At 70.5% G+C, this 22,162-nt stretch carries 24 protein-coding genes and 1 pseudogene; 18 read left to right on the top strand and 7 right to left on the bottom strand.

From position 1 onward, the window contains the following. Positions 1-22: 22 nt before the first annotated feature. Positions 23-352, bottom strand: a complete 330-nt coding sequence (locus MTAB308_RS29195) for a hypothetical protein (RefSeq protein ID WP_173842119.1) — start codon at positions 350-352, stop codon at positions 23-25. Between MTAB308_RS29195 and MTAB308_RS05150 the strand changes: the two genes are divergently transcribed. From MTAB308_RS05150 to MTAB308_RS05075, 17 genes and pseudogenes are all read left to right on the top strand, one after another. Further along, entirely contained in the window at positions 246-1,301 is a 1,056-nt protein-coding gene (locus tag MTAB308_RS05150; RefSeq protein WP_077098457.1) for an NADH-quinone oxidoreductase subunit B family protein, read from the top strand. The genes MTAB308_RS29195 and MTAB308_RS05150 overlap by 107 nt on opposite strands. A 55-nt stretch (positions 1,302-1,356) precedes the next feature. Further along, entirely contained in the window at positions 1,357-3,156 is a 1,800-nt protein-coding gene (locus MTAB308_RS05145; RefSeq protein ID WP_077098455.1) for a nickel-dependent hydrogenase large subunit, read from the top strand. Between the two features lie 80 nt (positions 3,157-3,236). Further along, positions 3,237-4,136: a NifU family protein gene (locus tag MTAB308_RS05140; RefSeq protein WP_077098453.1), complete on the top strand. Its 900-nt coding sequence runs from the start codon at positions 3,237-3,239 to the stop codon at positions 4,134-4,136. Further along, entirely contained in the window at positions 4,133-4,774 is a 642-nt protein-coding gene (locus MTAB308_RS05135) for a DUF5947 family protein (protein WP_077098451.1), read from the top strand. The genes MTAB308_RS05140 and MTAB308_RS05135 overlap by 4 nt, the downstream gene beginning before the upstream one ends. After that, complete coding sequence (locus tag MTAB308_RS05130) at positions 4,771-5,424, top strand: DUF6084 family protein (protein ID WP_077098449.1); 654 nt, start codon at positions 4,771-4,773, stop codon at positions 5,422-5,424. Before MTAB308_RS05135 ends, MTAB308_RS05130 begins: the two co-directional genes overlap by 4 nt. After that, positions 5,421-6,762 (top strand): annotated as a pseudogene (locus tag MTAB308_RS05125) (hypothetical protein); the annotation flags it as partial. The gene MTAB308_RS05130 and the pseudogene MTAB308_RS05125, both read left to right, overlap by 4 nt. Continuing rightward, positions 6,753-6,872 (top strand): DUF6893 family small protein, encoded by a 120-nt coding sequence (locus MTAB308_RS30570; protein WP_425436186.1) that lies wholly within the window; start codon positions 6,753-6,755, stop codon positions 6,870-6,872. The pseudogene MTAB308_RS05125 and the gene MTAB308_RS30570, both read left to right, overlap by 10 nt. A 16-nt stretch (positions 6,873-6,888) precedes the next feature. Further along, positions 6,889-7,386, top strand: a complete 498-nt coding sequence (locus MTAB308_RS05120; RefSeq protein WP_077098446.1) for a hydrogenase maturation protease — start codon at positions 6,889-6,891, stop codon at positions 7,384-7,386. Beyond that, positions 7,386-7,652, top strand: coding sequence for a HypC/HybG/HupF family hydrogenase formation chaperone (locus tag MTAB308_RS05115; RefSeq protein ID WP_077098444.1), 267 nt, complete (start codon positions 7,386-7,388; stop codon positions 7,650-7,652). The genes MTAB308_RS05120 and MTAB308_RS05115 overlap by 1 nt, the downstream gene beginning before the upstream one ends. Position 7,653: 1 nt before the next feature. Beyond that, the gene (gene hypF, locus MTAB308_RS05110) at positions 7,654-10,017 is read left to right on the top strand and encodes a carbamoyltransferase HypF (protein ID WP_077098441.1); all 2,364 of its coding nucleotides are present in this window, start codon (positions 7,654-7,656) and stop codon (positions 10,015-10,017) included. Continuing rightward, a complete protein-coding gene (locus MTAB308_RS05105) occupies positions 10,014-10,745 on the top strand; it encodes a HypC/HybG/HupF family hydrogenase formation chaperone (protein WP_077098439.1) in 732 nt (243 codons plus the stop codon). Before hypF ends, MTAB308_RS05105 begins: the two co-directional genes overlap by 4 nt. After that, a complete protein-coding gene (locus MTAB308_RS05100; protein WP_077098437.1) occupies positions 10,742-11,410 on the top strand; it encodes a D-sedoheptulose-7-phosphate isomerase in 669 nt (222 codons plus the stop codon). Before MTAB308_RS05105 ends, MTAB308_RS05100 begins: the two co-directional genes overlap by 4 nt. Continuing rightward, positions 11,407-12,519, top strand: coding sequence for a hydrogenase expression/formation protein HypE (gene hypE, locus MTAB308_RS05095; RefSeq protein ID WP_077098435.1), 1,113 nt, complete (start codon positions 11,407-11,409; stop codon positions 12,517-12,519). Before MTAB308_RS05100 ends, hypE begins: the two co-directional genes overlap by 4 nt. Before the next feature lie 20 nt (positions 12,520-12,539). Continuing rightward, the gene (locus MTAB308_RS05090; RefSeq protein ID WP_077098433.1) at positions 12,540-12,812 is read left to right on the top strand and encodes a HypC/HybG/HupF family hydrogenase formation chaperone; all 273 of its coding nucleotides are present in this window, start codon (positions 12,540-12,542) and stop codon (positions 12,810-12,812) included. Between the two features lie 11 nt (positions 12,813-12,823). Continuing rightward, positions 12,824-13,954 carry a hydrogenase formation protein HypD gene (gene hypD, locus MTAB308_RS05085; protein WP_077098431.1) on the top strand — a complete coding sequence of 377 codons (1,131 nt, stop codon included), beginning with the start codon at positions 12,824-12,826 and terminating at the stop codon, positions 13,952-13,954. Next, positions 13,951-14,700 carry a DUF6390 family protein gene (locus MTAB308_RS05080; protein WP_281253073.1) on the top strand — a complete coding sequence of 250 codons (750 nt, stop codon included), beginning with the start codon at positions 13,951-13,953 and terminating at the stop codon, positions 14,698-14,700. Before hypD ends, MTAB308_RS05080 begins: the two co-directional genes overlap by 4 nt. Positions 14,701-14,710: 10 nt before the next feature. After that, positions 14,711-15,823, top strand: a complete 1,113-nt coding sequence (locus MTAB308_RS05075) for an alkaline phosphatase family protein (RefSeq protein WP_077098429.1) — start codon at positions 14,711-14,713, stop codon at positions 15,821-15,823. 8 nt (positions 15,824-15,831) lie between these two features. Here MTAB308_RS05075 and MTAB308_RS05070 read toward each other — a convergent pair whose 3' ends face one another. Continuing rightward, positions 15,832-16,071 (bottom strand): hypothetical protein, encoded by a 240-nt coding sequence (locus MTAB308_RS05070; RefSeq protein ID WP_157900912.1) that lies wholly within the window; start codon positions 16,069-16,071, stop codon positions 15,832-15,834. A 431-nt stretch (positions 16,072-16,502) separates the two neighbouring features. Between MTAB308_RS05070 and MTAB308_RS05065 the strand changes: the two genes are divergently transcribed. Further along, on the top strand, positions 16,503-17,339 hold the full coding sequence (locus tag MTAB308_RS05065; RefSeq protein WP_077098425.1) for a PPE domain-containing protein: 837 nt from the start codon (positions 16,503-16,505) through the stop codon (positions 17,337-17,339). Here MTAB308_RS05065 and MTAB308_RS05060 read toward each other — a convergent pair. The 5 genes from MTAB308_RS05060 to MTAB308_RS05040 are packed head-to-tail and all read right to left on the bottom strand — an operon-like array spanning position 17,326 to position 22,135. Then, positions 17,326-18,099, bottom strand: a complete 774-nt coding sequence (locus tag MTAB308_RS05060; RefSeq protein ID WP_077098918.1) for a 3-oxoacyl-ACP reductase — start codon at positions 18,097-18,099, stop codon at positions 17,326-17,328. The genes MTAB308_RS05065 and MTAB308_RS05060 overlap by 14 nt on opposite strands. A gap of 8 nt (positions 18,100-18,107) precedes the next feature. Continuing rightward, complete coding sequence (locus MTAB308_RS05055; protein ID WP_077098423.1) at positions 18,108-19,475, bottom strand: aldehyde dehydrogenase family protein; 1,368 nt, start codon at positions 19,473-19,475, stop codon at positions 18,108-18,110. Further along, complete coding sequence (locus MTAB308_RS05050) at positions 19,472-20,239, bottom strand: gamma-glutamyl-gamma-aminobutyrate hydrolase family protein (protein WP_077098421.1); 768 nt, start codon at positions 20,237-20,239, stop codon at positions 19,472-19,474. Before MTAB308_RS05050 ends, MTAB308_RS05055 begins: the two co-directional genes overlap by 4 nt. After that, the gene (locus MTAB308_RS05045) at positions 20,220-21,572 is read right to left on the bottom strand and encodes a glutamine synthetase family protein (protein ID WP_077098419.1); all 1,353 of its coding nucleotides are present in this window, start codon (positions 21,570-21,572) and stop codon (positions 20,220-20,222) included. The genes MTAB308_RS05050 and MTAB308_RS05045 overlap by 20 nt, the downstream gene beginning before the upstream one ends. Positions 21,573-21,583: 11 nt before the next feature. Then, positions 21,584-22,135, bottom strand: coding sequence for an alpha/beta hydrolase (locus tag MTAB308_RS05040; RefSeq protein WP_077098417.1), 552 nt, complete (start codon positions 22,133-22,135; stop codon positions 21,584-21,586). Positions 22,136-22,162 lie beyond the last annotated feature (27 nt).

Raw genomic sequence — 22,162 nt, 5'->3', positions numbered from 1 at the left:
TCGGGGCGCTCGTTAGGCTGGCTCACGGTTGGGCCGCGTCGCGGCGGAGGACCGTACCGCCTTGGCGCACAACGGCACTGGCCGGTATCACCGAGTTATAGGGCATATGTGCATTTGTCGGCACACTGAGCCCCGTTGACAACGGTGTGCGGCGGGAGTAGACCCAAAACCAGCGCTGCGCAAGTGGGCCGATGGTCGACTCCGGCAGCGCAGGAGCACCCAGCCCGGCTCCGGAAAGCTGCGTCATGCCAACTGAAGCGGCAGTCAAAGCAGAAGAAACATTGATCCATGTTCTATGGATCAATGCGGGGCTCAGTTGCGACGGCGATTCGGTGGCGTTGACTGCGGCCACCCAGCCCAGCGTCGAGGAGATTGCCCTCGGCGCGCTTCCGGGCTTGCCGAAGGTCGCCGTGCACTGGCCCCTGATCGATTTCGAATGTGGACCCAACGGGGGGGCGGACGACTTCCTCGAGTGGTTCTTCAGAGCCGATCGCGGCGAACTCGAGCCCTTCGTGCTCGTCGTCGAGGGATCGATACCCAACGAGAGGATCAAGGACGAGGGCTACTGGTGCGGGTTCGGCAACGACCCAGCGACCGGCCAGCCCATGACCACCAGCGAATGGCTCGACCGGCTGACGCCCAAGGCCACCGCCGTCGTCGCGGTCGGGACCTGCGCCACCTACGGCGGCATCCACGCGATGGCCGGCAACCCGACCGGTGCGATGGGCGTCCCCGATTACCTCGGCTGGGACTGGAAGAGCAAGGCGGGCATCCCGATCGTCTGCGTGCCGGGGTGCCCGATCCACCCCGACAACCTGTCGGAGACGCTGACCTACCTGCTCTACATGGCGACCGGTCAGGCGCCGATGATCCCGCTCGACGAGGCGCTGCGCCCCAAGTGGTTGTTCGGCAACACCGTGCACGAAGGGTGTGACCGCGCGGGCTACTACGAGCAGGGCGATTTCGCCACCGAGTACGGGTCACCCAAATGCATTGTCAAGCTTGGCTGTTGGGGCCCCGTCGTGAAATGCAATGTGCCCAAGCGCGGCTGGATCAACGGTGTCGGGGGCTGCCCGAACGTCGGCGGCATCTGCATCGGATGCACCATGCCGGGCTTCCCCGACAAGTTCATGCCGTTCATGGACGAGCCGCCGGGCGGCAAGGTTTCCACGACCGCCTCGGGCCTCTACGGGTCGGTGATCCGCAGCCTGCGGGGCGTCACGGCGCGCACCGTTGACAAGGAGCCGCGCTGGCGCCACAACGGCGACGAACTCACCACCGGAGCCCGCCGCACCTGGTAGATCCCCTCTACCAGGTCGGCGCGCTTTCATCCCCACTGCACAGGGAGAAACTTCGATGACAACTATCGTCCCCGAGCCGACCACCGCCAAGCGCGAGCCCGGCCAGCTCGTCGACATGGCCTGGGACCCCATCACCCGCATCGTGGGCAGCCTCGGCATCTACACCAAGATCGACTTCGAGAACAAGGAGGTCGTCGAGTGCCACAGCACCTCGTCGATCTTCCGCGGCTACTCGATCTTCATGAAGGGCAAGGACCCTCGCGACGCCCACTTCATCACCAGCCGCATCTGCGGCATCTGCGGCGACAACCACGCCACCTGTTCGTGCTACGCGCAGAACATGGCGTACGGGGTCAAGCCGCCGCACCTCGGCGAGTGGATCGTCAACCTCGGCGAGGCGGCGGAATACATGTTCGACCACAACATCTTCCAGGAGAACCTGGTCGGCGTGGACTTCTGCGAGAAGATGGTCTCCGAGACCAACCCGAGCGTGCTCGCGCTGGCGGAGAAGACGCCGGCGCCGCAGGCCGGCGCGCACGGCTACCGGACGATCGCGGACATCATGCGCTCGCTCAATCCGTTCAGCGGCGAGTTCTACCGCGAGGCGCTGGTGGTCAGCCGCTGGACGCGAGAGATGTTCTGCCTCATGGAGGGCCGCCACGTGCACCCGTCCACGCTGTACCCCGGCGGGGTCGGGACCGTCGCCACCATCCAGCTGATGACGGATTACATGACGCGGCTGATGCGCTACGTCGAGTTCATGAAGAAGGTCGTGCCGATGCACGACGACCTGTTCGACTTCTTCTACGAGGCGCTGCCCGGCTACGAGAAGGTCGGGCTGCGCCGGACCCTGCTCGGCTGCTGGGGCTCCTTCCAGGACCCCGAGGTGTGCAACTTCGAATACAAGGACATGGAGCGCTGGGGTAACGCGATGTTCGTCACCCCGGGCGTGGTGGTCGACGGCAAGCTGGTCACCCACTCGCTGGTGGACATCAATCTCGGCATCCGAATCCTTTTGGGCAGTTCGTATTACGACGACTGGACCGAGCAGGAGATGTTCGTCAAAACCGATCCGCTGGGCAACGCGGTGGACCGGCGGCACCCGTGGAACCAGCACACCAACCCGCACCCGCAGAAGCGGGACATGGACGGCGGCAAGTACAGCTGGGTGATGTCGCCGCGCTGGTTCGACGGACAGGACCACCTGGCCCTGGACACCGGCGGCGGCCCGCTGGCGCGGCTGTGGGCGACGGCGCTGGCCGGGCTGGTCGACATCGGCTACGTCAAGGCGACGGGCACCAGCGTCAAGATCAATCTCCCGAAGACCGCGCTCAAGGGTCCGGTGGAGTTCGAGTGGAAGATCCCCCAGTACGGCAGCAACACGATCGAACGCGACCGGGCGCGCACCTACTTCCAGGCCTACGCGGCGGCGTGCGCGCTGCACTTCGCCGAGAAGGCGCTCGCGGAGATCCGTGCCGGGCGCACCAAGACGTGGGAGCGCTTCGAGGTGCCCGACGAGGCCATCGGTTGCGGCTTCACCGAGGCAGTACGCGGCGTGCTCAGCCACCACCTGGTGATCCGGGACGGCAAGATCGCCAACTACCACCCGTACCCGCCCACCCCGTGGAACGCCAACCCGCGCGACAGCTACGGCACGCCGGGCCCCTACGAGGACGCGGTGCAGGGGCAGCCGATCTTCGAGGAGAACGGCCGGGACAACTTCAAGGGCATCGACGTCATGCGCACCGTCCGCAGCTTCGACCCGTGCCTTCCGTGCGGCGTGCACATGTACCTGGGTAAGGGCAAGACCCTGGACAGACTGCACACGCCAACGCAATCACCCGTCGGGGAGTGACGATCGCAAGCTCGGCGAAGCCGGGCGCTGGGGGTACCTCCCGCTTGCGGGGGACGGGTCGTCACATTAACGGAGGACGCATGGCGGATCGCCCGGAGAACCCCGAGAAGGACACGCAGTGGCGCGCGGCGGGCGATCGAATCCAGACATTGCTGGATTCCTGCGCGGCGAGTGGGGCCGCCGCGTATGAGCGCGCCCAACAGCTGGTCCGCGAGGTAGTCGGGCTCTACGGGGCCGGTCTGGAGCGGATCGTGCGGGCCGGTGACGCCGGCCTGGCCGAGCGGCTGGCCGCCGACGACCTGGTGGCCAGCCTGCTCCTCGTCCACGGGCTGCACCCGCACGACGTGCACCGGCGGGTGTCCGACGCGCTGGACCGGGTGCGGCCCTACCTCGGCTCGCACGGCGGCGACGTGGACCTGCTCGAGATCGTTGCTGGCGAGGGGCCGGGAGAAAACACCGTGCGGCTGGCGTTCAGGGGGAGCTGCAAGAGCTGCCCGTCGTCGGCGGTGACGCTGGAGCTGGCGGTGCAGGACGCGGTCCGCGCGGCCGCGCCGGAGGTCACCTCGATCGAGGTGGTCACCGCCCCGACCGAGAAGGTCACCGGCGTGATCCCGGCCGAATCGCTGATGGCGCATGTGAAGTCGAACGGGCACGCCGCCGGCTGGCATGCCGTGCCCGAGGTGGGCGACCTGGCTCCCGGCGAGGTGGCGGGTTTCCTGGTGTCGGGCACACCGCTGCTGGTGTGCAGAGTCGGTGACCTGCCGCTGGCCTACCGCGACCATTGTCCGGTGTGCGACGACTCGTTGGCGGGGGCGTTACTGCGCGACGCGCTGCTGGGCTGCCCGCGCTGCGGCACGCAGTTCGACGCCGTGCACGCGGGTGCCGGCCCCGGCGGAGCCCACCTCGAGCCGCTGCCCCTGCTGCTGCGCGATGGGGTGCCCTCGGTGGCGCTGGACGAGCCGATGGGGGCCCGCGCATGACCACTCCTTTCGACGTGCTCAGCCGGATTCGCAGCAACCGGGCCGTCCCGGCGCCCGCGGGCGAACGGTGCGACATGTGCTCCGAGCTCATCGCCGACGAGCACCAGCATGTGGTGAACGTGGCCGAGCGCCAGTTGATGTGCGTCTGCCGGGCCTGCTATCTGCTGTTCACCGACTCCGCCGCCGAACTGCGCTATCGCGCGGTGCCGGACCGGTATCTGGCGTTTCCGGGCTTCGCGCTGAGCCGCCGCGCCTGGGAGGCACTGCAGATCCCGGTGGGCGTCGCCTTCTTCTTCACCAACTCCGAGCTGCACCGCACGGTGGCCTTTTACCCCGGGCCGGCTGGGGCGACCGAATCGGAGCTGGACCTGGACGCGTGGAACGCCGTCGGCGGCGCCGACCCCCGGGCGGGGCTGCTCGCCGACGACGTCGAGGCGCTGCTGGTCCGGGTCCCCCAGAACGACGACGACGAGAATGCCGAGCCGCAAACCTATCTCGTGCCGATCGACGCCTGCTACGAGTTCGTCGGGCGGCTGCGCATGCTGTGGCGGGGGGTCGACGGAGGCCAGGAGGCCCGGGCGTTCATTGACGGCTTCTTCGCCCAGATCGCGGCTCGCGCGGTAAAGACACCGCCATGACCGGAGAGCACGTGGACGTCAACTTCGCGGTGCTCGACGTGGCGCCCGAACCGTACTCGGTGAGCCCGGTGTTGACCGCGCGGGTCAGCGTCGCCGCCGGCGGGGACGACCCGGTGCACGCGATCGCCCTGCGCTGCCAGGTCCGCATCGAGCCGCTGCGCCGTTCCTACTCGGAGGCGGAGGCGGGCGGGCTGCTCGACCTGTTCGGGCCCCGCGAACGCTGGGCCTCCACCCAGCGCACCTTCCTGTGGCAACACGCCACCGCGATGGTGCCGGGGTTCGCCGGAAACACGACGGTCGCGCTCGCGCTGGACTGCACGTACGACTTCGAGGTCGCCGCAGCCAAGTACCTGCACGCGCTGCGCGACGGCGCCCTGCCCCTCCAGTTCCTTTTCAGCGGAACCATTTTCGTCAAGTCCGAACGCGGGTTTTCGGTCCAGCAGGTGCCGTGGGACTGCGAGTATCGCTATGACATGCCGGTCGCGGTCTGGCGGGACCTGATCGCCCAGCACTATCCGAACACCGGCTGGGTGCGGCTGGGCCATGACACCATCGCGGCGCTGGCCTCCTACAAGTCGGCGCAAGGGCTGCTCGACCTCGACCACGCGGTCACCTCGCTGCTGGGCTCCGACCGGGAGGAGGCCCGATGACATCCGATTGGGACCGGGCCCGGGCCGTTGCCGACGCGGTGCTCTACGAGGGCTACCTGCTCTACCCGTACCGCGGGACGTCGAGCAAGAACCAATCGCGTTGGCAATTCGGCGTTCTGGGGCCCCCCGGCGCCGCGGCGGCGGGGCTGGGCGAAGACGACAGCCTGGCGGCGGATTTCCTGGTCGACGGCGCCCGGGCGCTGACGCTGGTGGTCCGGTTCCTGCAGTTGCAGCACCGGCGGGCCGAGCGCGAGTTCACCCACGGCGAGTTCGAGCCGGTGGACGAACTGACCACCCCGGCCGGGTCGTGGCTGACCTGGGACGAGGCGGTCGAACGCGAAGTGTCGTTCGGCCCGCTCGCCATCGACGACGAGCCGTGCACGCTGCCGGTGGTGGCCGAGGAGGGGACGGACGTCGAGCTGATGGCCGGCGGACGCCTGGTGCGGCACCGGCAGGAGGTGCTGGGCGTGCTGTCGGTGGCCAGCGTGCCGGACGGTGACCTGCGCCGGGTGTCGGTTCGGGTCAGCAACGTCGGCGACGGGGCACGCGACAAACACGACGCGATCGCGCGGTCCATGATCGGCACGCATGTCATCGCCGAAGTCGTTGGCGGCGCGTTCGTCTCGCTGCTCGAGCCGCCGCCGAGCGCCGCCGCCGCGGTGGCGCGGTGTGGCCGGCACCGGTGCTTCCCCGTGTTGGCGGGCCCCGCCGGCACCAAACACATCCTGCTGATCTCGCCGATCATCCTCTACGACCACCCCGAGGTCGCCGAACAGAGCAACACCGCCCTGTACGACTGCACCGAGATCGACGAGATCCTCACGCTGCGCGTGATGACGATGACGGACGAGGAGAAGGCCCAGGCGCGGGCCACCGATCCGAGGGCGGCGCGGATCATCGACCAGTGCGACGCCATGTCGCCCGAGTCGATGGCGCGCCTGCACGGTGTGCTGCGCGACCCCCACGCGATCTCCGGTCTCGTCCCCGAGATACCCGAGGGGGTCGATTGGTGGGATCCGCTGGCCGACAACGCCGTTCGCCCCGAAGTCGACGCGGTCGCGGTGAACGGGATCCGCGTCGCCCGTGGCAGCCGGGTCCGGTTACGGCCGCGGCGCAACGCCGACGCCCAGGACATCTTCGTCGTCGGCAAGACCGCCCGCGTCACGTCGGTACATGAGGACGTCGAGGGCAACAAGCACGTCGCGGTGGTCGTCGACGACGACCCCGCCGCCGAGCTGCACGACTGGTACGGACGCTATCTCTACTTCTCCCCCGACGAAGTGGAGCCACTCGAAGCCTCGCAACCCACGACATGAAAGGAGTTCGAAATGGAAGTCTTGGGTTGGATATTCATCGCCATCATCGCGTTGGTGGTCGCGATCGGACTCGTGCTCGGGATGGTGTCGATTCCCGATGCCCGCCGCTACCTGAAACTGAGGCGGATGTAGCCGCCCGGGAGACTCGATGACAGCGCGCATCCTGGTGGCGGGGATCGGCAACATCTTCCTGGGGGACGACGGATTCGGTTCGGAAGTGGTCCGCAACGCCGAGATCCCGCAGGGCGATTCGAGCGGCAATTCCTGCGTCCGGGTCACCGACTACGGCATCCGGGGCATGCACCTGGCGTACGACCTGCTCGAGGAGTGGGACACCCTGGTCCTCGTCGACGCCGTACCCAGCCGCGGCAACCCCGGCACGTTGCACGTCTTCCAGGCCGACCACGAATCCGATTGCGGCGCAGGGGGCCTCGACGGTCACAGCATGGATCCGGCCGCGGTGTTCGCCAGCCTGCGGGCCCTGGGCGGCAGTCCGCCCTACACGGTCGTCGTCGGATGCGAGGCGGCCAGCGTCGAGGAGGGCATCGGCCTGACCGAGCCGGTGGCCCGGGCGGTCCCCCGCGCCGCGCGGGCCGTCGAGGAAATCGTCGCGGCGCTGCAGACGTCCGCGCGGGAGGACCGCTGATGTGCCTGGGGATACCCGGTCAGGTGATCCGGATGCTGGACGGCTACGAGGGCCAGCTCGCGCTGGTCGACGTCACCGGCGAACAGCGCAGGGTCAACGTCGGCATGCTGCCGGAGGAGACGTTCTCACCCGGGGACTGGATAATCATCCACATGGGCTTCGCCGTCGAGAAGACAGACCGCGCCGGAGCGGAACAGGCGATGGCCGGCCTCGAGCTGATGGGCAGGGGCCGCACCGATCCGACAGCCAGCCCGGAGGGCGGTTGAGGTGACCCAATCCCCCCTAGTGCTGCGGACCGGCCCGCCCGCTGCTCAAGTCCGGCGGCGCTTCACCGTGACCGGTGTCGTCCAGGGGGTTGGCTTCCGTCCGTTCGTCCACCGGATCGCCGGCGAGCTCGGCCTGGCCGGCTTCGTCGGCAACGATTCCGGCGCCGTTTTCGTCGAGGTGCAGGGTGAGCCCGCCCGCGTCGGCGAATTCACCCGCCGGCTGCGCGCCGAGGCGCCCCCACTGGCCCGGATCGGCGCCGTCACGGCCACCGATCTGGCCGCCGAAACATCCTGCGGGGGCGGGTTCCGGATCGTGCCGAGCCGGCCGATCGCCGGTGTGGCGACGCCGATTCCCCCCGACATCGCCGTGTGCGACGACTGCGTCGGCGAGCTGTTCGACCCGCACGACCGCCGCTACCGACATCCGTTCGTGACGTGCACCAACTGCGGGCCGCGGTTCACCATCATCCGCGAGTTGCCCTACGACCGCCCCGCCACCACCATGTCGGGCTTCGCCATGTGCGACCGCTGCGCCGCCGAATACCACGATCCGGGCGACCGGCGGTTCCACGCGCAGCCGATCGCCTGCCCCGATTGCGGTCCCTCCCTGAGGTTTTCGTCGTCGGGCGGGCGGCTGGCGGGATCGGACGCCGCGCTGGCGGCCACCCAACGCGCGCTCGCCGCGGGCGCCGTGGTCGCCGTCAAGGGCATCGGCGGTTACCACCTGGCCTGCGCCGCCGACGACGACGCGGCGGTCGCCGCCCTGCGGGCGCGAAAGGCGCGGGCCGCCAAGCCGTTCGCCATGCTGGTCCGCGACCTGGACGTCGCCCGCCGCTACGCGCACGTGGACGCCGACGAGGCGGCGGTGCTGTCGAGCCCCGCGCGGCCGATCGTGTTGCTGCGCCGCCGATCCGGCGCGCCGGTGGCCGACGCCGTCGCGCCCGGCAGCCCGCTGCTCGGATTGATGCTGCCGTACTCCCCCCTGCACCACCTGCTGCTGGCCCCCGTGCCGGGGGCCGACGGGCCGGTGCCGGACGCCCTGGTGTGCACCAGCGCGAACCGCTCCGACGAGCCCATCTGCTTCACGGATGACGATGCCGCCCAACGGCTTCCGCCGCTCTGCGACGCGGTCCTCGACCACGACCGGCCGATCCACGTGCCGTGCGACGACTCGGTGGTGCGCGTCGTGAACGACGGAGGGGCCGGTCGCGAGCTGCCGATCCGCCGATCCCGCGGCTTTGCCCCGTTGCCGGTGGATCTCGGGCGGGCGGGCCCCGCCGTCCTCGCCGTGGGCGGGGAGCTGAAAAACACGTTCTGCCTCACCGCCGGCTCCCGCGCCTACCTGTCCGGCCACATCGGGGACATGGCCACCTGGGAGACGCTGCGGGCGTTCGAGCGCGCGGTGGATCAGCTCACCGGAATGCGCGGCGCGCCGGCGCGCCTGGCCGCCGACCTGCACCCCGGCTACCACACGCGGAACTGGGCCGAGCGCCACGCGGGCGAGCGGCCACTGGACCTCGCCCAGCACCACCACGCGCACGTCGTCTCGCTGCTGGCCGAGCACGGGCGCCTCGGCGAGCCCGTCATCGGGGTGTCGTTCGACGGAACCGGCTACGGCTGCGACCAAACCATCTGGGGTGGCGAAATTCTCGCGTTGGGAAGCGAAAGCCATCGATTCGTGCGCGTCGGCCATCTGTTGCCGGTCCCGCTGCCCGGCGGGGACGCCGCGGTGCGCAACCCCTGGCGGATGGCGCTGTCGCAATTGTGGACCGCCGGCATCGACTGGAGCCCGGATCTGGCGCCGGTCGCCGCCGCCACGCCGGACGAATTGCGCCTCGTCCGTTCGCAGTTGGAGAGCGGCACCGGCTGCGTGCCGTGTTCCAGCATGGGCCGGCTGTTCGACGCCGTCGCCTCCCTGCTCGGGGTGCGGCACCGGATCGACTACGAGGGCCAGGCCGCCATCGAGCTGGAGGCGCTCGCGGAGTCGGTCCCCGACGATCCCGGCCCGTCGCTGCCGATGCTGGTGCTCCCCGACGGGGTGATCGATCCCGCCACGATGGTGCAGGCGATGGTGGCGGCGCGCTACGCCGGCACCCGGCCGGCGCTGCTGGCCGCCGCGTTCCACGATGCGGTCGCCGACGCGGTCGCCAAGGTGGTCGCACAGGTGGCCGGCGAGATCCGGCTGGTGGGCCTGACCGGCGGGGTGTTCCAGAACGTGCTATTGCTGCGCGCGTGCCGTAAGCGCTTGCAGCGCAAGGGGTTCGAGGTGCTGACTCACCACACCGTCCCGCCGAATGACGGTGGCCTCGCGCTCGGTCAGGCCGCGATCTCCATGCTGAGGGGGATGGAGGAGACTGAATCATGACCACCACCGCCATCGATCGCGGGCTGGGCGCCGAGTTGGCCGGGGATTTGGCCGCGACCGCGCTCACGCTGGCCAAGCGGTTCGCCGCGGGGGCGACCATGTGGTCCGTCGCGCCGTCGTGGGAGCCGCATGCGCTGCACATCGCGGTCGAGTTCGTGCATCCGGTGATCATGGGCAAGCGGGCGCTGCCCGCGGTGGCGCTCACCGGACCCGAGCTGGTGGACCTGGTGCGGGTGTCGGTGCGGCCCGGCGACATCGTGATCGCGGTCGCCGGCGCCGACGATCCGCAGGTGCGCTCGGTGATGCGTCGCGGCCCGGCCTGGGGCGCCACCACGATCTGGATCGGCAGCGGCGAGCGTCGCCCGGAGGGCGGCTTCAAATCTAGCCCAGCGGACCACGTGCTCTGGCTCGACGACCCCGACCCGCGGGTGCCGGCGACGGGTGGCTTCGTGCTGTTCTATCACCTGCTGTGGGAGCTGACCCACGTGTGCTTCGAGCACTCGGGGCTCCTCAAAGACGAGTGCTCCGAAGACATCTGCGTCACGTGCAGCGACGAGGGTCGCCTGGGTGAAGTCGTGACGGCGTCGGCGGACGGGCAGGCGGCGGTGCGCACCGCGCGCGGGGTCGAGAACGTCGTCACCACCCTCGTCGACCCGGTCGCCGCCGGCGACCTGGTCCTGGTGCACGCCGGCACCGCGATCAGCAGGCTGGACGAGGAGGACCGATGAGCCAGGACGAACCCACCAACTTCCTGTACCCATTCATCGACGCGCAGGAGGATGACCCCAAGTCGCTGCTGGCCGACCTGGCCGCCTCGGCTCAGGCAAAGGCGGCCGAAAGCCTGGCGCTGCGGCGCTCCACGCTGGAGGCCAACGCCGGGCTGCTGGAGGCGGCGGCCACCGAAATGGCGCGCCGCTTCGCGGCGGGCGGGCGGTTGTTCACCTTCGGAAACGGCGGCAGCTGCACCGATTCCATGACGCTGGCGAGGCTGTTCGCCCGGCCGCCGCTCGGCAGGCCGCTGCCCGCCTGGCCGCTGACCGCCGACCAGGCGGTGATGACCGCGCTGGGCAACGACGTGGGGTTCGAGCTGGTGTTCGCCCGCCAGCTGATCGCCCGGGCGAAGGCCGGCGACATCGCGATCGCGATGTCGACCAGCGGGGGCTCGCCCAACCTGCTCGCGGCGCTCGCCGAGGCCCGCCACCGCGGGCTGTACACCGCCGGGTTCGCCGGCTACGACGGCGGCGCCTTCGCCAACAACCCCAGCGTGGACGCCTGCTTCGTCGTTCGCTCGCAGAGCGTGCACCGCATCCAGGAATCCCAAGCGCTGCTGGGCTATCGGCTGTGGTCGAGCGTGCACCGACATCTCGGCGACCAGGGCCTGGGGGCGGCATGAATAAGCCCGCGGGCGAATACCTTTCGTCGGGCCCCCGGTTCGCCGAGGGCGAGGTGATCGAGCGGATCGAGTCGTTCCGCAGGCGTCGCCCCCGGTTGCTCGACGACCACGTGACCCTGGCCCACGGGGCCGGCGGCAAGGCCTCGGCCGCGCTGGTGGACGCGGTGTTCCTGGAGGCCTTCCGCAACCCGATGCTGGAGTCGCTGGGCGACGGCGCGGTCCTGACGCTGCCCGGCGGCGAGCGGCTGGCAATGTCGACGGATTCGTTTGTGGTGCAGCCCAGGCGCTTTCCCGGCGGGTCGGTCGGCGAACTCGCCGTCCACGGCACCTGCAACGACCTCGCGGGGGCCGGTGCCGTGCCGTCGTGGATCTCGGCGGCGTTCGTGATCGAGGAGGGCTTCCCGATCGCCGAGTTGCGGGAGATCGTCGCCGACATGGCGGCCGCGGCCGCGGCCGCCGGTGTCCAGATCGTCACCGGTGACACGAAGGTGGTGCCCAAGGGCGCCGCCGACGGGCTGTTCGTCACCACCACCGGGGCCGGCATCGTCCCGGCGGGTCGCGCGCTGTCGCCCGCGTCGGTGCGCAGCGGCGACAAGGTGCTGTTGTCGGGATCGATGGGCGATCACGGCATGGCCGTCATGCTCGCCCGCGGCGACCTGGCCATCGAGGCCGACATCGTCTCCGACACCGCCAGCCTCAGCCCGCTGGTGGAACGGCTGCTGGCGGCCGCCCCGTCCACCCGATGGATGCGCGACGCGACCCGCGGCGGGGTCGGCACCGTCTGCAACGAGCTGGCACAGGCCTGCGGCCTCGGGGTGCTGCTGGACGAGGAGCGACTGCCCGTGCGCCCCATGGTGAACGGCGCCTGCGAGTTGCTCGGCATCGATCCCCTCTACGTCGCCAACGAGGGCAAGTTCGTCGCCGTCGTCGCGCCGGAGGAGGCCGAGGCCGGGCTGGCCGCGCTGCGGTCGCACCCGCTGGGCGCCGAGGCGGCCCAGGTCGGGGAGATCGTCACCGAACCCGCCGAAACCGTGGTGCTGCGCACCGGGTTCGGCGGAACGCGGATCGTCGACATGCTCGTCGGCGACCCGCTGCCGAGGATCTGCTGAGAGCGTGGAGGTATAGACCGATGTGTCTTGGGATTCCGGGCCGGATCGTCGAAATCACCGACCCCGCCAACTATCTGGCGAAGATCGACGTCAGCGGTGTCCAGCGCACGATCAGCGTGCGGCTGCTGGAGGACGACATGCCCGAACCCGACGACTGGGTCCTGGTGCACGTCGGGTTCGCCATGGCCAAGATCGACGAGACGGAGGCGTTGCTGACCCTGGCCGCGATCCAGAAACTCGGCGAGGCCTACGCCACCGAAATGGAAGCCTTCGACTCGTCGGCCATCATCTAAGGGGAAACGCTATGAAGTTCGTTGACGAGTTTCGCGATCCGGCCGCGGCCCGCAAGCTGCTGGGCGCCATCGAGCGACTGGCCGGGGACGGTGGCGACGAGTTCAAGTTCATGGAGGTGTGCGGGGGGCATACCCACACCATCTACCGGCACGGCATCGAGCACCTGCTGCCCGACAACGTCGAACTGGTGCACGGACCGGGCTGCCCGGTGTGCGTGATCCCGATGGGCCGCATCGACGACGCGATGTGGCTGGCCGGCCAGCCCGACGTGATCTTCACCTGTTTCGGCGACATGATGCGGGTGCCCGGGTCGGCCGGCAGCCTGCTGGACGCCAAGGCGCGCGGCGCCGACGTGCGGTTCGTCTACTCCCCGCTGGACGCGCTGAAGATCGCGGTCGACAACCCCGACAAGCAGGTGGTGTTCTTCGCCATCGGCTTCGAGACCACCGCGCCCTCGACGGCGGTGACGCTGGTGCGGGCCCGAGACCTCGGCCTGTCCAATTTCAGCGTCTTCTGCAACCACGTCACGATCGTGCCGCCGATCAAGGCCATCCTGGAGTCACCGGACCTGCGGCTGTCGGGTTTCATCGGTCCCGGGCACGTGTCGACGGTGGTCGGCAACCGCCCCTACCGGTTCGTTCCCGACGTGTACCGAAAGCCGTTGGTGGTGGCGGGTTTCGAGCCGCTGGATATCCTGGCGGCCGTCGCGATGCTGCTGACCCAGATCCGTGAGGGCCGCTGCGAAGTGGAGAACCAGTACAAGCGCGTGGTGCCCGAGCACGGCAACCCCGCCGCCCTGGCGTTGATGGGCAGGGTGTTCGCGTTGCGGCCGCACTTCGAATGGCGCGGGCTGGGGTTCATCTCGCAAAGCGCGCTGCGCCTGCACGACGATTTCGCGGAGTTCGACGCCGAGCTGCGGTTCGCGATGCCCGGCGTGCGGGTCGCCGACCCCAAGGCCTGCCAGTGCGGCGAGGTGCTCAAGGGCGTGCTCAAGCCCTGGGAATGCAAGGTTTTCGGCACCGCGTGCACGCCGGAGACGCCGATCGGGACCTGCATGGTCTCGCCGGAGGGCGCCTGCGCGGCCTACTACAACTTCGGTCGCATGCACCGCGACGCGGTCAAGCTGGTGGGGCGCACTTGACACCCGAGGCGGCCGGCTCGGAAAAGGGTGCGCAGATGTTCGCCCGCTACGCGTATGCCCCCAACGCGCTGGGCTACTGCGGACCCCCGCTGGGGGCCACCCTGCGGGACGGCTCCGTCGACGAAGTGCGCCGCGCGGCGGCCACGTTCTCCGGGGCCTGGCCGTACCTGCGGGTGCTGTCGGAGCTGACCGGCATCGCCGACCCGCTGGACTACCGGCTCGTCGAATCCTATTGGCTCGGCGGCGGGGTGGGCGCCGAGCTGGACCCGCAAGCGTTCGTCGACGCGCTGCTGGGGATCATCGGCCCGCAGGCCGGCCGCTACTGGTCACACCTGACGGCCGACCTGGCCCAGGAGGCCGCCGGCAATCATTGCTTCCACGTCTTCGGGGTGTATCCCTGGACCCGCTTCCTCGGGCGGGGCATCGACGAACACCCGCTGAGCGTCCTGGACAACTGCCGAATCGCCTGGGGCACAGTGGTTTCCCGCGCTGGCGACCTCGTCGAGGTGTCGTGCCGGAAGTTGCTCTGGGACGGTCGTGCGCTGACGCTGTCCGAGCCCGCGGTCCGGCCGCTCGACGTCTGGGCCGACGGGTACAGTGCGGTGCCCGATGTGGCCGTCGGCGACGAGGTCGCGGTGCACTGGGGCCGGCTGTGCGGCCGCCTGTCGCCGGAGCAGGTTCGCGCGCTCGCCGCCAGCACCGAGCGGCAGCTGCGGGTGACCAGCCGGCGCCTGGCGCCCGTCTAGTCTTGCCCCTGTGCCCAAGTCGATCTGCGACGTGCTGCCCGCCGCGGCCGCGCTGCTCGGGGCCCCGGGCGCGGTCGACGGCCTGGGCCTGGCTCAGTCGGTTGACGCGAAAGACCGCGTCGCGGTCGTGCTGGTCGACGGGCTGGGCTGGCACCTGTTGCCGGAGTTGGCCGCGAGCGCCCCGTTGCTCGCCTCGGTGCTCGCCGGGGAGGTCGGGCGGCTCACCGAACTGGCCTGCACCTTCCCGTCGACGACGCCGAGCAGCCTGGTGTCCCTGGGCACCGGCGCCCGCCCCGGCGAGCACGGCATCCTCGGCTTCACGCTCAACATTCCGGGCACCGACAGGGTGCTCACCCACATCGTGTGGCGCGACGACCCGCCGCACGCCGAATGGCAGCCGCTGCCCACCTGGTTCGGGCGGCTGCAGCGGTCCGGCATCGCCGCGCGCGCCGTGTTGCCCGCGGCCTTCATGGGCAGCGGGCTGACGGATGCGGCCTACCGCGGCGCCCAATTCCGCCCGACCCTGCCGGCGGATGACTACACGGCGCAGCTGGCCGACGAGCTGCGCGCGGCGCCCGGGCTCGTCTACGGCTATACCGCCGAGCTGGACACCGCGGCGCACGTGTTCGGCATCGGTTCGCAGCGGTGGCACGAGGCGGCCGCCCGCGTCGACGCCCTGCTCACCCGGCTGGTCGAGACCCTGCCGCCGGGCGCGGCGTTGCTGGTGACGGCCGACCACGGCGGCCTGAACGTCCCGCCGGACGCCCGCGTCGACCTCGACGCCGACCCGCGGCTGGGCGAGGGGGTGCGCGTGGTCGCCGGCGAGCCGCGGGTGCGCTACCTGCACACCGAGCCGGGGGCCGCCGCGGACGTGCGGGCCGCGTTCGGCGAGGCGCTCGACGGCCGGGCGCGCGTCTACCTCCGCGACGAGGCGGTGGCCACCGGCATGTTCGGGCCGGTCGCCCCGCAGCACCTGGCGCGGATCGGCGACGTCGTCGTGGTCTGCACCGGCGATGCCGCCGTGCTGGCGACCGGCCACGAGCCGCCGGAAACGGCTCGGCTCATCGGTTTTCACGGGGCGGCCACCCCCGCCGAGATGGCGATCCCGCTGATCGTCTTCTGACTGCCCCGCTACCACCAGGCCATGCGGGACCGCGCCAGGTCCCGCAGCCAGACGAGGGCATGTCGCAGCCGAATCCGGACGATCTCGGGGATGAACGGCGCGCGGCGACGGCGGCGCGGACGACCCTCCCGGTCGCCCTCGGGAGGCGCCGCCGCAGGGCCGGAGTCGGTGTCCGCCGCCGCGGTCACGCGAGCCCGGGAACTGTCCGGGGACAGCCACCGCGGCGCCCCCGCCAAGTCGGAAGGCATGGGTTCGTGCAAGATCCGGGACCGTTGCTCGCCTGCCGGGCCCCGGCAATAAACGCCGTCCTGATCGCTCTTCACCGAGCCGTCCCGGGGCACCCACACCCCCGAAGGGTGCTGGACGATTGCCCTGCCACAGTGGCGGCAGATGGCCGCGTACAACTTTGCCCCCTGTGATATCGCTGCAGCTCCGCGCCCCCGACTGCATCGCTCGTTCTCAACTCTACGTCGCGGGGCCCCGCAATGAAAGTGCTCGTTTTCAATACCCGCGGTGAGGACCCGCCGGGCCCGACGGTTCGGCAGACTTCGAGCGTTTTCACAGCCCGCTCCCGTCGTGGATTAAGCGTGCGGCACTACCGTCGGTGCACTGTGAGCCCCGGCTGTAACCCCCGCGTCTATCTGAAGGAAGACTCCACGTTTCGGGTGCGGGGGTGGTAATGGATTTCGCGTCGCTACCGCCGGAAATCAACTCCGGGCTGATGCATTCGGGCCCCGGCGCGGGTTCGATGGCGCGGGCCGCCACCGCCTGGGACGGGCTGGCGGCGGGGCTGCGTGCCGCCGCGGCGCGAATGGCGATGACCGACGCCGCGGCGCCCTACGTCGACTGGCTCCACGCGACCGCGGCGCGCGCCGAGCAGGCGGCCGCCCAAGCCGCGGCGGCGGCCCACGCCCATCGGTCGGCGCGCCAGGCGATCGTGCCCACGCCGGCGATCGCCGCCAACCGCGCGCGGCGAAGGTCGCTGGCCCAGCGGAACTGGCTGGGGCACGCCGGCCCGGCGATCGCGGACACCGACGCGCAGTACGAGCGGATGTGGGCTCACGACGCCGACGCCATGTACGCCTACGCGGCCGCCTCGGCCAAGGCGGCGGCGCTGACGCCGTTCGCGTCGCCGCCGGGTAACCACGGCACCGGCACCTGGGCGCTGGCGTCGGCGCCGGACGTGGTAGCGGCCGCCGGCCGGGTGATGGCGGCGATTCCCGAAGCCCTGCAGGCGCTTTCGACGTCGCCGCTGACGCCGCTCGAGGCGGCGCTGTCGCCGGTGACGCCCACGTTGTCAAGACTGAGTTCGCTGTCGGCGCCGACGGACACCGCCATCAGCCACCTGAATTCCCTGAACAAGCGGGCCGCGCTGTGCGCCCTGTTCACAAAGCCCGCCCGCGCGGCGTCCGTCCCGGGTTTCGGTCGCGGCGCGCCGGTCGGGAAGCTGTCCACGCCGCGGGCCTGGGCGACGGCCACGTCGCGGCCCCGCCATCCGGCGGTCAGAGCGGGGTGACGTAGGCCGAGCTGATGCCGCCGTCGACCAGGAACGTCGAGGCGGTGATGAACGAGGCGTCGTCGCTGGCCAGAAAGGCCACCGCGGCGGCGATCTCGTCGGGTTCGGCGAAGCGGCCCAACGGCACGTGCACCAAGCGGCGGGCGGCGCGCTCGGGGTCCTTGGCGAAAAGCTCTTGCAGCAGCGGGGTGTTGACCGGCCCCGGGCACAGCGCGTTGACGCGGATGCCCTGCCGCGCGAACTGCACGCCCAGCTCCCGCGACATCGCCAGCACCCCGCCCTTGGAGGCGGTGTAGGAGATCTGCGAGGTCGCCGACCCCAGCACCGCGACGAAGGACGCCGTGTTGATGATCGACCCCTTGCCGGCGGGCACCATGTGCCGCAGCGCGGCCCGGCAGCACAGATACACCGATGTGAGGTTGACGTCCTGGACTCGTTGCCACGCCGCAAGTTCGGTGTTCTCGATCAGGTCGTCCTCGGGGGGCGAGATGCCGGCGTTGTTGAAGGCGATGTCGACCCGTCCACAGGCCTCGGCCGCGGCGTCGAACAGCGCGTTGACCGCGGCCTCGTCCGAAACATCGGTGGGCACGAACAAACCGGACAGCTCCCCGGCGGCCGCGACGCCGGCGTCGCGGTCGACGTCGCCGACGACGACGGTCGCGCCCTCGGCGTGCATCCGCCGGGCCGCGGCCAACCCGATGCCGCCCGCGCCGCCGGTGATGACCGCCACCCGGCCGGCCAGCCGTTGCGTCAGGTCCATCGAATCCACTAGCCCTCCTCAGCGACGGCGATGAACACGTTCTTGGTCTCGGTGAAATGCAGCGGCGCGTCGGGGCCGAGCTCGCGGCCCAGGCCGGACTGCTTGAAACCACCGAAGGGCGTGTGGTAGCGGACCGACGAGTGCGAGTTCACCGACAGGTTGCCGGACTCGATGGCCCGCGACACCCGCAGCGCGCGGGACAGCTCGTCGGTCCAGATCGATCCCGACAGGCCGTAGGCGGTGTCGTTGGCCAGCCCGACGGCGTCGTGCTCGTCCTCGAACGGCAACACGGTGACGACCGGGCCGAAGATCTCTTCGGTGACGCTGCGGTCGGTGCGCTCGGGCGTGAGGACCGTTGGCGGGAACCAGAACCCGGGGCCCGGCGGCGCCGTCCCGCGAAACGCGACGGGGGCGTCGTCGGGCACGTAGGAGGCCACCCGGGCGCGGTGCTCCGCCGACACCAGCGGGCCCATCTCGGTGTCCCGGGAGGCGGGGTCGCCCACGGCGACGGCTCGAACCGCGGGCTCCAGCAATTCCATGAACCTCTCATAGACGCTGCGCTGCACCAGGATCCGGCTGCGCGCACAGCAGTCCTGCCCGGCATTGTCGAACACCCCGGCGGGCGCGGTCGCCGCCGCGCGCTCCAGGTCGCAATCGGCGAAGACGATGTTCGCGCTCTTGCCGCCCAGTTCCAGCGTCACCCGCTTGACGTGGGCCGCCGCTCCGGCCATCACCCGCTTGCCGACTTCGGTGGAGCCGGTGAACACGACCTTGCGCACCCCCGGATGGGTGACGAGCCGCTCCCCCACCACGGCACCCTTGCCGGGCAGGACCTGCAGCAGGTCCGCGTCGAGACCGGCCTGTACCGCCAGCTCGCCGAGCCGGATCGTGGTCAGCGGCGTCAATTCGGCGGGCTTGACGAGGACCGCGTTGCCGGCGGCGAGGGCAGGGCCGATACTCCAGGACGCGATCGGCATCGGGAAGTTCCACGGGGTGATCACGCCGACGACGCCCAGCGGCTCGTTGAAGGTCACGTCGAGCCCGCCCGCGACAGGAATCTGCCTGCCGGACAGGCGTTCCGGGCTGCCGGCGTAGAACGTCAGCACGTCGCGGACGTGGCCGGCCTCCCATTCGGCCGACGCGATCGGGTGTCCGGAATTGGCCACCTCGAGCGCGGCCAGTTCGTCGGTGTGGGCGGCGACGGCGGCGGCGAAGGCGCGCAGGCCCTCTGCGCGTTCCCACGGGGACAGTCGGGCCCAGCGCCGCTGGGCCACGGCGGCGCGGGCCACGGCGTCGTCGACCGCGGCGGCGTCGAGGAGCTCGACCGAGGCCAGCGCCTCCTCGGTCGCGGGGTTGACTAGTTCCGTTGCGGTCATCGGCTTTGCGCATACGATTGGGCGGCCTGCACCACCGCCTTGAACAGCCGCAGGTCGTCCAGCGACTTCTCCGGATGCCACTGCACCGCAAGGACGAACGGCTCGCCTGGCAGCTCCACGGCCTCGACCACACCGTCGGCGTCCATCGCGCTGACCACCAGGGGATCGCCCACCGTGTCGATGGCCTGGTGGTGATAGCACGGCGCGTCGATGGATTCGCCGAGCAGCGCGGCGAGCCGCGTGCCCGCCACGGTGCGCACCGGCAACCTCGTGAACACTCCGTTGCCCGCTCGATGGCCGTTGTGCCCCAGAACATCCGGGAGGTGCTGATGCAGCGTGCCGCCGAATGCGACGTTGAGGATCTGGGCGCCGCGACAGATGCCCAGCACCGGAAGCCCGCGGTCCAGCGCGCCCCGCAGCAGCGTCAACTCGAGGTCGTCGCGGTCGGTGCGGGGCCGGTCGGTGGCCGGATGCGGATCCTGGCCGTAGCGGGCGGGGTCGATGTCGTAGCCCCCGGTGATCACCAGCCCGTCGAGGCGGTCGAGGAGCACACCGGCGGTCTCGGCGTCCGCCGGCTGCGGCGGCAGCAGCGTCGCGATGCCGCCGGCCATGACGACGCCCTCGAAGTAGTCGGAAGGTAGATATCCCGCGGCGATGTCCCAGATCCCCGTCTTCACCTGCTCCAAGTAACTCGTCAGGCCGATCACCGGCCTAGCCGGGCGACGCGGGTCGCCACCGTCCGACTCAGAGGCGTTCAAACCCACGTATCCTCTCCCAGTCGGTGACCGCCGCGTTGAAGGCCGCCAGCTCCACGCGGGCGTTGTTCAGGTAATGCGCGACGACGTCGTCGCCGAACGCCTCCCGCGCGAGTGCCGACGCTTCGAACGCCGCCGCCGCGTCGGCCAGTGTGGCGGGCAGCCGCTCGAGATCGGTTGCCTCGTAGGCATTCCCGACGTAGGGTGCGGGGGGCTCGAGGCCCCGTTCGACGCCGTGGAGCCCCCCGGCGATCAGGGCGGCCACCGCGAGGTAGGGGTTGACGTCACCGCCGGGAACGCGGCATTCGACGCGGATGTTGCGGCCGTGCCCGACCACCCGCAGGGCGCAGGTGCGGTTGTCCAGCCCCCAGGCCAGCGCCGTGGGCGCGAAGCTGCCGTCGGCAAAGCGCTTGTAGGAGTTGATGTTTGGCGCATAGAACAACGTCAATTCGCGCACGGTGGCCAACAGTCCCGCGAGGAAGCTACCGAATGTCGCCGACATGCCGTGCGGGCCGGCGGCGTCGTCGAACACCGCCGCGCCATCCTTGTCACGCAGCGACAGATGGATGTGGCAGCTATTGCCTTCGCGTTCATCGTATTTCGCCATGAACGTCAGGCTCTTGCCGTGCCGGTCGGCGATCTCCTTGGCACCGTTCTTGTAGATGGCGTGGTTGTCGCAGGTGACCATCGCCTCGGCGTAGCGGAAGCCGATTTCCTGCTGGCCCCTGTTGCATTCGCCCTTGACGGCTTCGAACCGCAGGCCCGCCCCCTCCATTCCCAGCCGGATGTCGCGCAGCAGCGGCTCCATCCGCGCCGACGCCAGCATCGCGTAGTCGATGTTGTAGTCACTGGCCGGGGTCAGCCCGCGATAGCCGCCGGCCCAGGCCTGACGATATGACTCGTCGAACACGATGAACTCCAGCTCGGTGGCGACGTCGGCGACCAGCCCGCGCGCGCCCAGCCGGTCGAGCTGCCGGCGCAGGATCGCCCGGGGCGCCGCGGCGACCTCGCCGCCGCCGGCCCAGCCGAGGTCGGCGATCACCAGGGCGGTGGCGTGCAGCCACGGGGTGAGCCGGAGGGTGGACAGGTCCGGGGTCATCACCATGTCGCCGTAGCCGGTCTCCCAGCTCGACATCGCATACCCGGGCACGGTGTTCATCTCGACGTCGACGGCCAGCAGATAATTGCAGCACTCGACCCCGTGCGCGGCGACTTCCTCGACGAAAAGCCCGGCGGCCATGCGCTTGCCGACCAGCCTGCCCTGCATGTCGGCGAACGCCACGATGACGGTGTCCACCGCGCCGCGTTGCACCAGCTGTTCCAGCGCGGCCAGCGACAACATCGCGGAAGGCGCTACCACGTGCTGGTGCGCAAGACGATCTCGGCGGCCAACTGCGCCGTCGACTCCTGCGCGGTGCGCCGGCCCAGCTCCACCACGCGGTACTCGGCGTAGACGTAGCGCTGGCTGGCGGCCGCCGCCGCCCGGGCGGCCGAGGAGCTGACCAGCACGGTGGTGCCGATTTCCACTGGCGGGCAGTGCTCGTCGAGAACCACTCCCTTGGCGTCGGGCACCCGCGGATGCCCGCGGTCGATCACGATCAGGCCCACGAACCGGCCCAGCCGGGTCGCCGCCAGCTCCCAGGCCAGCTCGCCGCCGGCGCGGTCGCCGCAGACCACGGCCCAGCGAATCCCCAGCGCATCGAGGATCCCGACCACCGATTTGGCGGTCAGCCGCTTGTCGAGGCCGATGACGACGGTCCGCAGCGACGCGGTGTGCAGCCGCTCGCATACCGCGTCGTAGGCGACGGGCGCGCGCTCCTGGTCGCCGAGGATGACGACGACGACGCCCTTTTCCGGACCCGCCACGGCCACCGGGACCGGAAATCCGTCGAGCGTGTTCATCATCGAGTGCACTCACGCACGCTACAACCA

This window comes from Mycobacterium terramassiliense, from assembly GCF_900157385.1.
Classification (GTDB): Bacteria; Actinomycetota; Actinomycetes; order Mycobacteriales; family Mycobacteriaceae; genus Mycobacterium; species Mycobacterium terramassiliense.
The sequence above is the reverse complement of the archived record's forward strand: the minus strand, read 5'-3'. Positions and strand labels throughout refer to the sequence as shown.

Excerpts from the sequence above, each read along its gene's own strand:
- MTAB308_RS05065 (WP_077098425.1), top strand. The coding sequence starts at position 16,503 with ATGGATTTCGCGTCGCTACCGCCGGAAATCAACTCCGGGCTGATGCAT.
- MTAB308_RS05090 (WP_077098433.1), top strand. The coding sequence starts at position 12,540 with ATGTGTCTTGGGATTCCGGGCCGGATCGTCGAAATCACCGACCCCGCC.
- MTAB308_RS05140 (WP_077098453.1), top strand. The coding sequence starts at position 3,237 with ATGGCGGATCGCCCGGAGAACCCCGAGAAGGACACGCAGTGGCGCGCG.
- hypE (WP_077098435.1), top strand. The coding sequence starts at position 11,407 with ATGAATAAGCCCGCGGGCGAATACCTTTCGTCGGGCCCCCGGTTCGCC.
- MTAB308_RS05115 (WP_077098444.1), top strand. The coding sequence starts at position 7,386 with ATGTGCCTGGGGATACCCGGTCAGGTGATCCGGATGCTGGACGGCTAC.
- MTAB308_RS05145 (WP_077098455.1), top strand. The coding sequence starts at position 1,357 with ATGACAACTATCGTCCCCGAGCCGACCACCGCCAAGCGCGAGCCCGGC.
- MTAB308_RS05120 (WP_077098446.1), top strand. The coding sequence starts at position 6,889 with ATGACAGCGCGCATCCTGGTGGCGGGGATCGGCAACATCTTCCTGGGG.
- MTAB308_RS05045 (WP_077098419.1), bottom strand. The coding sequence starts at position 21,572 with ATGTTGTCGCTGGCCGCGCTGGAACAGCTGGTGCAACGCGGCGCGGTG.
- MTAB308_RS05055 (WP_077098423.1), bottom strand. The coding sequence starts at position 19,475 with ATGACCGCAACGGAACTAGTCAACCCCGCGACCGAGGAGGCGCTGGCC.
- MTAB308_RS05105 (WP_077098439.1), top strand. The coding sequence starts at position 10,014 with ATGACCACCACCGCCATCGATCGCGGGCTGGGCGCCGAGTTGGCCGGG.
- MTAB308_RS30570 (WP_425436186.1), top strand. The coding sequence starts at position 6,753 with ATGGAAGTCTTGGGTTGGATATTCATCGCCATCATCGCGTTGGTGGTC.
- MTAB308_RS05100 (WP_077098437.1), top strand. The coding sequence starts at position 10,742 with ATGAGCCAGGACGAACCCACCAACTTCCTGTACCCATTCATCGACGCG.
- MTAB308_RS05070 (WP_157900912.1), bottom strand. The coding sequence starts at position 16,071 with ATGCCTTCCGACTTGGCGGGGGCGCCGCGGTGGCTGTCCCCGGACAGT.
- hypD (WP_077098431.1), top strand. The coding sequence starts at position 12,824 with ATGAAGTTCGTTGACGAGTTTCGCGATCCGGCCGCGGCCCGCAAGCTG.
- MTAB308_RS05130 (WP_077098449.1), top strand. The coding sequence starts at position 4,771 with ATGACCGGAGAGCACGTGGACGTCAACTTCGCGGTGCTCGACGTGGCG.
- MTAB308_RS05135 (WP_077098451.1), top strand. The coding sequence starts at position 4,133 with ATGACCACTCCTTTCGACGTGCTCAGCCGGATTCGCAGCAACCGGGCC.
- MTAB308_RS05150 (WP_077098457.1), top strand. The coding sequence starts at position 246 with ATGCCAACTGAAGCGGCAGTCAAAGCAGAAGAAACATTGATCCATGTT.
- MTAB308_RS05040 (WP_077098417.1), bottom strand. The coding sequence starts at position 22,135 with ATGATGAACACGCTCGACGGATTTCCGGTCCCGGTGGCCGTGGCGGGT.
- MTAB308_RS05060 (WP_077098918.1), bottom strand. The coding sequence starts at position 18,099 with ATGGACCTGACGCAACGGCTGGCCGGCCGGGTGGCGGTCATCACCGGC.